The organism is Streptomyces sp. NPDC001194 (assembly GCF_042896985.1).
Classification (GTDB): Bacteria; Actinomycetota; Actinomycetes; order Streptomycetales; family Streptomycetaceae; genus Streptomyces.
Genome location: NZ_JBIAXU010000015.1, coordinates 130,943 through 143,315, shown reverse-complemented (window position 1 = coordinate 143,315; position 12,373 = coordinate 130,943). Strand labels below are relative to the sequence as shown.

10 protein-coding genes are annotated in these 12,373 nt (G+C 72.2%); 5 read left to right on the top strand and 5 right to left on the bottom strand.

The annotated features are described in order from the left end of the window. Window position 1: 1 nt before the first annotated feature. The 3 genes from ACFY1T_RS26185 to ACFY1T_RS26175 form a co-directional block, all read right to left on the bottom strand. Window positions 2-1,312, bottom strand: a complete 1,311-nt coding sequence (locus tag ACFY1T_RS26185; protein WP_390790366.1) for an MFS transporter — start codon at window positions 1,310-1,312, stop codon at window positions 2-4. A gap of 147 nt (window positions 1,313-1,459) precedes the next feature. Further along, complete coding sequence (locus ACFY1T_RS26180; RefSeq protein WP_030858925.1) at window positions 1,460-2,116, bottom strand: MBL fold metallo-hydrolase; 657 nt, start codon at window positions 2,114-2,116, stop codon at window positions 1,460-1,462. A gap of 9 nt (window positions 2,117-2,125) precedes the next feature. Beyond that, window positions 2,126-2,824 (bottom strand): maleylpyruvate isomerase family mycothiol-dependent enzyme, encoded by a 699-nt coding sequence (locus ACFY1T_RS26175; protein WP_390790328.1) that lies wholly within the window; start codon window positions 2,822-2,824, stop codon window positions 2,126-2,128. Between the two features lie 197 nt (window positions 2,825-3,021). On the opposite strand from ACFY1T_RS26175, the gene uvrA reads away from it, so the two are divergent. Beyond that, entirely contained in the window at window positions 3,022-5,997 is a 2,976-nt protein-coding gene (gene uvrA / locus ACFY1T_RS26170; protein WP_390790327.1) for an excinuclease ABC subunit UvrA, read from the top strand. Window positions 5,998-6,053: 56 nt separating this feature from the next. Here the strand turns inward: uvrA and ACFY1T_RS26165 are convergent, their stop codons facing one another. After that, the gene (locus ACFY1T_RS26165) at window positions 6,054-6,935 is read right to left on the bottom strand and encodes a carbohydrate kinase (RefSeq protein ID WP_390790326.1); all 882 of its coding nucleotides are present in this window, start codon (window positions 6,933-6,935) and stop codon (window positions 6,054-6,056) included. A 162-nt stretch (window positions 6,936-7,097) separates the two neighbouring features. Here ACFY1T_RS26165 and ACFY1T_RS26160 point away from each other — a divergent pair, with 162 nt between their 5' ends. Continuing rightward, on the top strand, window positions 7,098-7,529 hold the full coding sequence (locus ACFY1T_RS26160; RefSeq protein ID WP_030858934.1) for a Rieske (2Fe-2S) protein: 432 nt from the start codon (window positions 7,098-7,100) through the stop codon (window positions 7,527-7,529). 21 nt (window positions 7,530-7,550) lie between these two features. Here ACFY1T_RS26160 and ACFY1T_RS26155 read toward each other — a convergent pair whose 3' ends face one another. Continuing rightward, window positions 7,551-8,525, bottom strand: a complete 975-nt coding sequence (locus ACFY1T_RS26155; RefSeq protein ID WP_390790325.1) for a hypothetical protein — start codon at window positions 8,523-8,525, stop codon at window positions 7,551-7,553. Between the two features lie 251 nt (window positions 8,526-8,776). Between ACFY1T_RS26155 and ACFY1T_RS26150 the strand changes: the two genes are divergently transcribed. The 3 genes from ACFY1T_RS26150 to uvrC all read left to right on the top strand — a co-directional run bounded on the left by ACFY1T_RS26150 (window position 8,777) and on the right by uvrC (window position 12,363). Next, window positions 8,777-9,409, top strand: coding sequence for a papain-like cysteine protease family protein (locus ACFY1T_RS26150; protein WP_390790324.1), 633 nt, complete (start codon window positions 8,777-8,779; stop codon window positions 9,407-9,409). 5 nt (window positions 9,410-9,414) lie between these two features. Beyond that, window positions 9,415-10,227 (top strand): hypothetical protein, encoded by an 813-nt coding sequence (locus ACFY1T_RS26145; RefSeq protein ID WP_390790365.1) that lies wholly within the window; start codon window positions 9,415-9,417, stop codon window positions 10,225-10,227. A 90-nt stretch (window positions 10,228-10,317) separates the two neighbouring features. Further along, window positions 10,318-12,363, top strand: coding sequence for an excinuclease ABC subunit UvrC (uvrC, locus tag ACFY1T_RS26140; protein WP_390790323.1), 2,046 nt, complete (start codon window positions 10,318-10,320; stop codon window positions 12,361-12,363). The last annotated feature ends 10 nt before the right edge of the window (window positions 12,364-12,373 follow it).

Genomic DNA, 12,373 nt, shown 5'->3' with positions numbered 1-12,373 from the left:
GCTATGCGGGGGCGGCCGCTTCGGCCGCCCCCTTTCCCGCATCCGCGCCCGTCCGCGCCCGCAGCAGCGCCGGATTCGTCTCCGGCAGCAGCGCGAAGCAGACCAGGCTGAGCAGGGCGATCCCGCTCAGGTACACGGCCACGCCCCACGGCGGGCCGGAGCCGCCCGCCAGCGCCGTCGCCACGATGGGCGTCAGCGCCCCGCCCAGCACCCCGCCCAGGTTGTAGCCCACGGCCGCGCCCGTGCAGCGGATCCGCGGGGCGTACAGCTCCGGCACGTACGCGCCCACCACGGCGAACATCGTCACCATGCCCAGCAGCCCGCCGAGGCAGCCCAGCGTCATCAGCACCGGGTCCGCCGTCCGCAGCAGCGCGACGAACGGGAACATCCACACCAGGCACATCGCGCTGCCGATCAGGCAGAGCGGCCGCCGGCCGTACCGGTCACCGAGCACCGCCACCAGCGGGGTCAGCAGGGCCTTCAGCGCGACGGCCGCCATGATGCACCCCAGCATCACCGTGCGGTCGACCCTGAGGTGCTCCGTGGCGTACGCGAGGGACCAGGTGGTGACCGCGTAGAAGACCGCGTACCCGACGGACAGGGCCCCGCCGGTCAGCAGGACCAGCCGCCAGTGCCCGCGTACGACCTCGGACAGCGGGGCGTCGGATCGCCGGCCGGTCTCCGCGAGGGCGCGGAACTGCGGGGTCTCCTCCACCGAGCGGCGCAGCCACAGCCCGGCGAGGGCCAGTACGCCGGCCGCCCAGAAGGGCACGCGCCAGCCCCAGGACGTGAACTGCGCGTCGGTCAGTGTCGCGGAGAGGGTGAGGATCATGCCGTTGGCCAGCAGGAACCCGACCGGCGGGCCGATCTGCGGAAAGCTCGCCCACAGCCCGCGCCGCTGCTCGGGGGCGTGTTCGGCGGTCAGCAGGACGGCGCCGCCCCACTCGCCGCCGAGGCCGAGGCCCTGGAGGAAGCGCAGCACGAGCAGCAGCAGGGGCGCCGCCGTGCCGATCGTCGCGTACGTGGGCACGCAGCCGACGGCGACCGTGGCGAGCCCGGTGAGCAGCAGGGAGCCGAGCAGGACCGGGCGCCGGCCGTAGCGGTCGCCGATGTGGCCGAAGACCACGGAGCCCAGCGGACGGGCGAGGAATCCGATGCCGAAGGTGCCGAAGGCGGCGAGGGTCCCGGCGAGCGGGGAGAAGGACGGGAAGAACAGCGGGCCGAGCACGAGGGCGGCGGCCGTGCCGTAGACGAAGAAGTCGTAGAACTCGATGGCGGTGCCGGCGAGCGAGGCCGTCGCCAGCCGCAGCATCGAGGGCGGGCGCGGGACCGCGGGGAGGGAGGGGGAGGGGTCTTGTTGCATGGTGCAGCAAATACCCCGCCCCAACCCCCAGGACGTGCGTTCGGTCATCTTCGACCGGAAGGAGTGCTTCCTGTCGCGGTGTTGACCGTATGCCCCTTACCAGCCGCGCTCGCGCCACTCGGCCAGGTGCGGCCGCTCGGCGCCGATCGTGGTGTCGTTGCCGTGGCCCGGGTAGACCCAGGTCTCGTCCGACAGCTCTCCGAAGAGCTTGTGCTCGACGTCGTCGATCAGCTGCTCGAAGGCCTTCGGGTCGCCCCAGGTGTTGCCGACGCCGCCGGGGAACAGGCAGTCGCCGGTGAAGACGTGCGCGTGCCCGTGCGGGTCGTCGTAGATCAGGGCGATGGAGCCGGGGGTGTGGCCGACCAGGTGGCGGGCGGTCAGCGTGATCCGCCCGACCGTGACCGTGTCCCCGTCCGCGACCAGCACGTCGGACGCCACCGGGATGCCCTCGGCGTCGTGGGCGCCCGCGTAGGTGCGCGCGCCGGTCGCCTCGACGACCTCCGCGAGCGCGCCCCAGTGGTCGCCGTGCCGGTGGGTGGTGACGACCGAGGCGATGCCGTCGTCACCGATCAGGTTCAGCAGGGTCTCCGGCTCGGCGGCCGCGTCGATCAGCAGCTGCTCGTCGGTGGCCCGGCAGCGCAGCAGGTACGCGTTGTTGTTCATGGGCCCCACCGCGACCTTGGAAATCATCAGGTCCGGGAGTTCGTGCACGTCGGCCGGACCGCCGACCTTGACTGCTCCGCTGTACGTCATGTCCTGATCCTAGAGCGGGGGAAGGGTCGGGAGGGGCCCGCCGACGACAGTGAGGTGTGCGCCGCCGTCGCCGCGGCCGGCCAGCCAGGCGAGGAGCTCGGCGCCGGTGCCGAGCAGGGTGACCGGACCGCCCTCCCCGCCGCCCGTGTGCCAGGTCGAGCCGTCGCCGCCGCCTTCGATCTGCAGGGTCACCGGGGGCACCTCGGGGCGTCCGGACCAGCGGTCGGCGAGGAAGGCGATCTCGCGGGCGGTGAACTCCTGCGGGAGGTCGGAGAGCTCGTAGCCGATGTTCAGGTCGACGTGGTGCAGCTCGACCTCGACGAGGCGGCGGAACGGCACGTTCGAGGCCAGGTCGGTGACGCCGTTGCGCAGCTCGACGGTGCGCGACCAGTCTTGGTCCAGCTCGGTCTGCGCCAGGAACGCGGCGTGGGTGGCGCGTACGTCGGCGAGCTGGGCCTCCAGCGGGCGCGGGGCGTCGCGCTCGATGTCGTGGTCGCGGGCCTCGGCGCTCGCGTACATGGGGCGGCCGGCGAAGACGTTGACGAGGGCGTCCGCGTTGCGCGCCAGGTGGGCCAGCACGTGGCCGCGGGTCCAGCCCGGCAGATGTGACTCTTCGGCCAGGGCCGCGTTGTCCAGTTTCGCGAGAGCGGTCAGCATTCGGTCCGTGGCTTCACGTACAGATTGCAGGTCGTGCACATGATCAGTCATGGATCCGAGCCTAGTGCCGCCGACCCCCGGCCACACGAACGGGTGAACCCGTCTGCCGAGTGCCGTAAATCGAATGCGCGTGCTATACGCTCGAAGTCCAAGCTCTTCTCCATCGCAGAGGCGCCCACCCAGCCAGCCGTACGCTGGACAGTCGGGGGCCCCGTGCCCCCGCTCTCTCAAGAAAGGTGCGGACCGGCGTGACCGACCGTCTCATCGTTCGTGGCGCTCGCGAGCACAACCTCAAGAACGTCTCGCTCGACCTGCCCCGCGACTCACTCATCGTCTTCACCGGACTTTCCGGGTCGGGCAAGTCCTCCCTGGCCTTCGACACGATCTTCGCCGAGGGCCAGCGCCGCTACGTCGAGTCGCTCTCGTCGTACGCCCGCCAGTTCCTGGGGCAGATGGACAAGCCCGATGTGGACTTCATCGAGGGGCTCTCGCCGGCCGTCTCGATCGACCAGAAGTCGACCTCGCGCAACCCGCGCTCGACGGTCGGCACCATCACCGAGGTCTACGACTACCTCCGCCTCCTCTTCGCGCGCATCGGCAAGCCCCACTGCCCCGAGTGCCGCCGCCCGATCTCCCGCCAGTCGCCGCAGGCGATCGTCGACAAGGTGCTCGCCCTCCCCGAGGGCAGCCGCTTCCAGGTGCTCTCGCCGCTGGTGCGCGAGCGCAAGGGCGAGTTCGTCGACCTCTTCTCCGACCTCCAGACCAAGGGCTACAGCCGGGCGCGGGTGGACGGGGAGACCATCCAGCTCTCCGAGCCGCCCACGCTGAAGAAGCAGGAGAAGCACACGATCGAGGTGGTCATCGACCGCCTCACCGTCAAGGAGAGCGCCAAGCGCCGGCTCACCGACTCGGTGGAGACCGCCCTCGGCCTCTCCGGCGGCATGGTGATCCTGGACTTCGTCGACCTCGCCGAGGACGACCCCGAGCGTGAGCGGATGTATTCCGAGCACCTCTACTGCCCGTACGACGACCTGTCGTTCGAGGAGCTGGAGCCGCGTTCCTTCTCCTTCAACTCCCCCTTCGGCGCCTGCCCCGAGTGCACCGGCATCGGCACGCGCATGGAGGTGGACCCGGAGCTGATCGTCCCCGACGAGGACAAGTCCCTCGACGAGGGAGCGGTCTCGCCGTGGTCCCTCGGCCACACCAAGGACTACTTCCAGCGGCTGATCGGCGCGCTCGCCGGCGAACTGGGCTTCCGTACGGACATCCCCTGGGCCGGGCTGCCGCAGCGGGCGAAGAAGGCCCTGCTGTACGGGCACAAGACGCAGATCGAGGTCCGCTACCGCAACCGGTACGGCCGGGAGCGGGCGTACACGACGGCCTTCGAGGGCGCCGTGCCGTTCGTCAAGCGCCGGCACGCGGAGTCCGAGAGCGACGCCAGCCGCGAGCGCTTCGAGGGCTACATGCGCGAGGTGCCCTGCCCGACCTGTGAGGGCACCCGGCTCAAGCCGATCGTGCTCGCGGTGACGGTGATGGAGAAGTCCATCGCCGAGGTCGCCGCGATGTCGATCAGCGAGTGCGCGGACTTCCTGGGGCGGATGCGGCTCGACGCCCGCGACAAGAAGATCGCCGAACGGGTCCTGAAGGAGGTCAACGAGCGGCTGCGCTTCCTCGTCGACGTCGGCCTGGACTACCTCTCGCTGAACCGCGCCGCCGGCACCCTGTCGGGCGGTGAGGCCCAGCGCATCCGGCTGGCCACGCAGATCGGCTCCGGTCTCGTGGGCGTGCTGTACGTACTGGACGAGCCGTCCATCGGCCTCCACCAGCGGGACAACCACCGGCTGATCGAGACGCTGGTGCGGCTGCGGGACATGGGCAACACGCTCATCGTCGTCGAGCACGACGAGGACACCATCAAGGTGGCCGACTGGGTCGTGGACATCGGCCCGGGCGCCGGTGAGCACGGCGGCAAGGTCGTGCACAGCGGCTCGCTGAAGGAGCTGCTGAAGAACTCCGAGTCGATGACCGGGCAGTACCTGTCCGGGAAGCGTTCCATCCCGGTGCCGGACATCCGCCGTCCCGTGAACGGGGAGCGGAAGCTGACCGTGCACGGCGCCAAGGAGAACAACCTGCGGGACATCGACGTGTCCTTCCCGCTGGGCGTGCTCACGGCGGTCACGGGCGTATCGGGATCGGGCAAGTCGACGCTGGTCAACGACATCCTGTACACGCACCTGGCGCGCGAGCTGAACGGCGCCCGGTCGGTGCCGGGACGGCACACGCGGGTGGACGGGGACGACCTCGTCGACAAGGTCGTGCACGTCGACCAGTCGCCGATCGGCCGGACCCCGCGGTCCAACCCGGCGACGTACACGGGCGTCTTCGACCACGTGCGCAAGCTCTTCGCCGAGACGATGGAGGCGAAGGTGCGCGGCTACCTGCCGGGCCGCTTCTCCTTCAACGTGAAGGGCGGCCGGTGCGAGAACTGCTCCGGCGACGGCACGATCAAGATCGAGATGAACTTCCTGCCGGACGTGTACGTCCCGTGCGAGGTCTGCCACGGAGACCGGTACAACCGGGAGACGCTGGAGGTCCATTACAAGGGCAAGTCGATCGCCGAAGTCCTGAACATGCCGATCGAGGAGGCTCTGGGCTTCTTCGAGGCGGTGCCGACGATCGCGCGGCACCTGAAGACGCTGAACGAGGTGGGGCTCGGGTACGTCCGGCTCGGCCAGTCGGCGCCCACGCTCTCGGGTGGTGAGGCGCAGCGCGTGAAGCTGGCGTCGGAGCTGCAGAAGCGGTCGACGGGCCGGACGGTGTACGTGCTGGACGAGCCGACGACGGGTCTGCACTTCGAGGACATCTCGAAGCTGATCAAGGTGCTGTCGGGGCTGGTGGACAAGGGGAACTCGGTGATCGTCATCGAGCACAACCTGGACGTCGTCAAGACCGCGGACTGGGTCATCGACATGGGCCCCGAGGGCGGCTACGGGGGCGGCCTCGTGGTGGCCGAGGGCACGCCGGAGCAGGTCGCCTCGGTGGGCGCGAGCCACACCGGCAAGTTCCTTCGGGACATCCTGGGCGCGGAGCGGGTCTCGGACGCCGCCTCGCTCGTGGCCCCGCCGAAGAAGGCCCCTGCCAAGCGGGCGGCCGCCAAGAAGACGGCGGCCCCGGCCAAGAAGGCCGCCGCGAAGAAGGCGACGCCCCGGGCCCGCAAGGCCTGAGCACCGCGCGGAGCGGGTCCCGGCCGCCCCGGCAGGGACCCGCACCTCGTGGGCCGCTATCCGCTGAGCTCCGCCGCGTACGGGGGTTCCGCACCCGCCCTCGTGCAGGTCAGCGCCGCCGCGTGGGCCGCGTAGGCGAGGACCGCCGGCCAGTCCACCGGATCGCCGGCCGGGAGAGCCGACAGGCGGTGCAGCAGGGCCGCGTTGACCGTGTCGCCCGCCCCGATCGTGTCCGCCACCTCGACCCGGCGGGCCGGCACCTCGTACTGCGCACCCTCGCGGGTCCGGACCGACAGCCCCTGCGCACCCCGGGTGAGCACCACCGCCGAGGGCCCGGCCGCCAGCCAGTCCGAGACCCGCCCGCCCAGCCACCGGGCGTCCTCCTCCGACAGCTTGAGGACGGAGACGTACGGCAGCCAGCCCAGGAACCGGGCCCGGTAGGCCGTCGGATCCCCGATCAGCGCCGGGCGGATGTTGGGGTCCAGCAGGGTCAGCAGCCCGCGCCCGGACTCCCGGCGCAACAGGGCCTCGTACGCGCTCGCGCCCGGCTCCAGCGCGAGGGAGCAGGTGCCGAGCGCCAGGGCCCGGGTACCCGCGGGCAGTGCCCGGGGCAGGGTGAACAGCCGGTCGGCCGTGCCCTCCACGTAGAAGCGGTACGCCGCCGAGCCGTCCGGGGCCAGCGAGGGCACGGCGAGGGTGGTGGGCTCCGGCCCGCGCTGCACCAGCGAGAGGTCCACCCCGGCCGCACGCAGCCCGTCGAGCAGGCTCTCGCCGAAGCCGTCCGCCGAGACCCGGGAGCAGAAGGCGGTCCGCGCACCGAGCCGGCCCAGCGCCAGCGCGGTGTTGTACGGCCCCCCGCCCGGCCGCGGCACGAGCGCACCCGGCGGCTGCGCCACGGGCACGAGGTCGATCAGGGCTTCTCCACCGACGACGATCACGCGGGGGAAGGTATCCCATCGGGCGCCGGAACCGGGCAGCGGTATCGTCGGGGGGCCCACCAGAGGCACCCGAAACACCAGAAGCACCGGCGACGCCAGAAGCGCCGGAAACACCAGAAGCACCAGAGTCACCGGCACCAGCCCCCAGGCCAGGAGAACCGCATGTCCGCGTCGCAGCCCGCCGCCCGCCGTACCGTCCTCAAGGGCGCCGCCGCGATCGTCGGGGCCGTCGGTGGCGGGGCCGCGCTCGCGGCCTGCTCCACCGAGGGCAACAGCGGCTCCGGCTCCCCGGCGGTCCCGGCCGCCCCGGTGGAGCTCGGCGCCGTCTCCGAGGTCCCGGTCGGCGGGTCGAAGCTGTTCCGGGAGAAGAAGCTGGTCGTCAGCTGCCCGGCGGAGGGCCAGTACAAGGCGTTCAGCGCCCAGTGCACGCACGCCGGCTGCGTTCTGGACAAGATCGACGACGGCGAGGGCAACTGCCCCTGCCACGGCAGCCGCTTCGACGTGACGACCGGCAAGGTGCTGCGCGGCCCGGCCACCGACCCGCTGCCCGCCGTCCCGGTCAAGGCCGAGGGCGGCAAGCTCATCGCGGGCTGACGCGGCGCGCGGACAGGGGCGTCAGGCCCAGTCCCAGGCGATGCCCAGCAGCCCGCGCCGCACCTCCGGCTCGACCAGGTGCACGGCGCGGTGGCGCCCGCTGGGCGTCAGGTCCGCCAGGCCGCCGCGCGGGGCCCCCGGGCCGGACCGGCTGAACCGCCGGCACCGCACCGGAAGCGCCGCCTCGTCGAAGCGGACCTGGAGCACGTACTGTCCGCCGCTGTAGCTGAACCCGCGCACGTACTCGGTGCAGCGGCCGCCGGTCCCGTCCTCGAAGCCGTAGCCGAAGACGTACGTGTCCCCGGCGCGCAGCCGGGCGTCGAAGAGCAGCTCGGCGACCAGCACCTCGGCCTCGGGGTGCCAGCGGACGCGTCCGGTCCGGCAGTTCTCGTCCGCCCGTACGCGGACTGCGGCCGGGTCGCAGCCGGGGTCGCCGTGGTGGACGGCGAGGTACCGGTCGACCCCGTCGCGGTGGGCCCGTACGACGTGCTGCGACTCGCGGCCGAGCAGTTCGCCGCCCGCCCCGATCCGTACCCGCTCGTGGTGGCCGACGGTGTGCAGGCCGCCGTCGGCGGGCAGTTCCATCCCGGCCAGCAGCCCTTCCACGGCCGCGCCGACGCTGACCAGGGCCCGGTAGGAGCGGGCCGGCGGGCGGACGGCCTGCGACCCGGCGCCCTCGGGAGCGGCCAGCAGTCGCAGCAGGGTCCCCTCGGACAGTTCCAGGATCTGCTCCAGCGCCCCCACGGCCTTCAGGGACTCGGGGCGGCTCGGCCGGCGGGCGCCCTGCTGCCAGTAGCTGAGGCTGGTCACGCCGAGCTTGATGCCGCGGGCCGCGAGCCGGTGCTGTACGCGGTGCAGGGGGAGGCCGCGGGCGGTGAGCGCGGCACGCAGGGCGAGGTGGAAGGGGCCGGCGCGCAACAGCTGTCCCAGCTCCTGCGCGCTCGCCTGCGCGCCCGCTCGCGTACCGGCCCGTGTGCTCTCCCCGGTCGACGGCATGACGGCTCCTCCTGTGAACATTCACGCGCGGTGGGGCGGGAGGGTTCGCCGGTGGCGCCCGGGGTCCAGGTGAAAGGACGGCAGTCGTTCACACTGCGGTCCCGCCGTTCACACAGCAATGTCACGGCGTATTGAAGCCTGTTGACCTGATCGCGACAACACCCTGATGCTCCTCAGCAGCGTCCGGACGCGCTCCTCCGATCCCCACCCTCCCCGCCCCACCGGGGAGATCCCCACACGGGAGGAACGCGATGCGCAACCGAATCCGGCGGCGGCTTTCCCTGGCCGCCGTCCTCACCGCAGTGCTCTTCACCCTGCCCACCGGCACCGCCACCGCCGTCGATGCCGCCGCAGGCTCCGTCACCGCCACCCCCACGAGCGGTGCCGCCGCCGAGTCCGCCCTCGCCTCCAGGCGACTGAACATCACCATGCAGGCGCAAGCGAAGACCAACTGGTGCTGGGCCGCGAGCGGCAACACCATCGCGACCTGGTTCGGCCGGAACTACACGCAGAACCAGTTCTGCAACGCCGCCTTCAACCGTCAGCAGGGCTACGACTGCCCCAACAACCAGGCCACGCTCGGCAACGTCCAGACCGCCCTGGACTGGGCCGGCATCAACTCCGGTTCGTACGTCAACGGCTGGCTGCGCTACACCACCGTGCAGGGCGAGATCGACGCGGGCCGGCCGGTCGAGACCCGGATCCAGTGGTCCAGCGGCGGCGGCCACATGCACGTCGTCTACGGCTACGACACCGCCAACAGCTGGGTCTACTGGGGCGATCCGTGGCCGTCGAGCGACCGCTACAACTGGGCCTCGCACGCCTGGTACGTGGACAACAGCACCTTCTCCTGGACCCACTCGCTCTACCGGATCGGGGCGTGAGCACCATGCACAAGCGCGTCCACCCCGCCGCCGCGGTCCTCGCGGCCTGCACCGTCCTCCTCCTGGCTCCGCAGGCCGCGGCGGCCCCCGTGCCGCAGCCGGCGGCCGTCACCGCCGAGTCGAAGGCCGCGGCGGCGCAGGCCGCGGCCGCCCCCGACACCCTGGCCACGCTGTCCCGCTTCTTCGCCCGCGAGGGCAAGGTCACGCTCGACGCGGCCCGGCCGCGGATCGAGGGCGAGCCGGTACCGGTGAACCACCTCTCCCCGGACTTCGTGGCGGGCCGGGCCGGGGCGGGCGTCGCCCGGCTGGAGTTCCTCGCCAGCGAGGCGGTCTCCTCCGACGGGCAGCGGGCCGCCCTGTGGACCGCCCGGACCGCGGCGGGCTGGCAGGTCGTGAACATCGCGACCGGCGACGACGAATTCCGCTACGCGCAGCTGGGCGCCGCGAAACTGCCGGGCGGCACGGTCTTCCGGGAGCCCCAGATCGACGCCTGGTACGTCGCGGCGGGGGACCGGGTGCTGCCGCTGGACGAGGACGCCGAGCGCGCCGTCGGAGCGGGCGGCGTGACGCTGGCCGCGTACCGGGCGCGGGTGGCCAAGGCGTACGGGGGCAAGCTGCCCGGCTCGGCCTACGCGAAGAAGGGCGAGGCCGGCGGGTACGCGGAAGCCGCCGCCGAAGCCGGGGGCGCCGCCGGCACGGGTGCCGGTACCGCTGCCGGTGCGCCGGTGGCGGCCGGGGGCGTCGCGGGGGGCCTCGCCCTGGCCGCGGCCGGCGTGTTCGCCGTACGGCGGTCGCGGCGGGGCCGGTCCCCGGCCTGACCGGACCCGCCCGCCGGGGCCCGGGCGCCGCGCCGGCCGCCCGGGCCCTGCGGGGGTGTCTTGTCAGCCCCCGCAAGTAGGGTGGGCGGCATGGCCGACCCTTCCAGCTACCGTCCCGCGCCGGGGCAGATTCCCGACTCCCCGGGGGTCTACCGATTCCGCGACGAGCACCGCCGGGTGATCTACGTCGGGAAGGCCAAGAGCCTGCGGCAGCGGCTGGCCAGCTACTTCCAGGACCTCGCCGGGCTGCATCCCCGTACCGCCACCATGGTGACCACCGCCGCCTCCGTCGAGTGGACCGTCGTCTCCACCGAGGTCGAGGCGCTCCAGCTCGAGTACTCCTGGATCAAGGAGTACGACCCCCGGTTCAACGTCAAGTACCGGGACGACAAGAGCTACCCCTCCCTCGCCGTGACGATGAACGAGGAGTATCCGAGGGTCCAGGTCATGCGGGGGCCCAAGAAGAAGGGCGTGCGGTACTTCGGGCCCTACGGGCACGCCTGGGCGATCCGCGAGACCGTCGACCTCATGCTGCGGGTGTTCCCGGTACGGACCTGCTCCGCCGGGGTGTTCAAGCGGTCCGCCCAGATCGGCCGGCCCTGCCTGCTCGGCTACATCGGCAAGTGCTCCGCTCCCTGCGTCGGCCGGGTCACCCCCGACGAGCACCGCGAACTCGCCGAGGACTTCTGCGACTTCATGGCCGGGCGGACCGGTACGTACCTGTCCCGCCTGGAGCGGCAGATGCACGAGGCCGCCGAGGAGATGGAGTACGAGAAGGCCGCCCGGCTGCGCGACGACATAGGGGCGCTGCGCCGGGCCATGGAGAAGAACGCCGTCGTCCTCGCCGATGCCACGGACGCCGACCTCGTCGCCGTCGCCGAGGACGAGCTCGAAGCGGCGGTGCAGATCTTCCACGTCCGCGGCGGGCGCGTGCGCGGGCAGCGCGGCTGGGTCACCGACAAGGTCGAGGCCGTGGACACCGCCGGCCTCGTCGAGCACGCGCTCCAGCAGCTCTACGGGGAGGAGAGCGGCGAGGCGGTGCCCAAGGAGGTGCTGGTCCCGGCCCTGCCCGAGGACGCGCACGCGCTGGGCGAGTGGCTCGCCGAGCGGCGCGGCTCCCTGGTCAGCCTGCGCATCCCGCAGCGCGGGGACAAGAAGGCCCTGATGGAGACCGTCCACCGCAACGCGCTGCAGTCCCTGGCCCTGCACAAGACCAAGCGCGCCAGCGACCTCACCACCCGCTCCCGGGCCCTGGAGGAGATCGCCGAGGCCCTCGACCTGGACAGTGCGCCGCTGCGCATCGAGTGCTTCGACATCTCGCACCTCCAGGGCGACGACGTGGTGGCCTCGATGGTCGTCTTCGAGGACGGGCTGGCGAGGAAGAGCGAGTACAGGCGCTTCGCGATCAAATCGTTCGAGGGGCAGGACGACGTCCGGTCCATGCACGAGGTGGTCTCGCGCCGCTTCCGCCGCTACCTCCAGGAGAAGCTGAAGACCGGCGAGTGGTCCCCGGAGGACGGGGAGGAGGGGGAGAACCCCCTCGCCGAGGACGACGGGCGCCCGAAGCGCTTCGCCTACCCGCCGCAGCTCGTCGTGGTCGACGGCGGGCAGCCGCAGGTGGCCGCCGCCAAGCGGGCCCTGGAGGAGCTCGGCATCGACGACGTGGCCGTCTGCGGGCTGGCGAAGCGGCTGGAGGAGGTCTGGCTGCCCGGGGAGGACGACCCGGTGGTGCTGCCCCGCACCAGCGAAGGGCTCTACCTGCTCCAGCGGGTGCGTGACGAAGCCCACCGCTTCGCGATCCAGTACCAGCGGAACAAGCGCGGGAAACGGCTCAAGGCGGGTCCGCTCGACGAAGTGCCCGGACTCGGCGAAAGCCGCAGGCAGGCGCTGGTCAAGCACTTCGGTTCGGTGAAGAAGCTGAGACAGGCGACAATCGACCAGATCTGCGAGGTCCCGGGCATAGGCCGCAAGACGGCCGAGACCGTGGCCGCGGCGCTCGCCCGGTCGCTTCCCGCCGGTCCTGCCGTCAACACGGCGACAGGAGAGATCATTGAGGATGAGACCCCGCCCCCGCGGGTGGGGGCACCTCCCGGCGGCAGCCGGGGGACATCGTCCGAACGGGGGACCGAGCAATGACCGAGCGCGA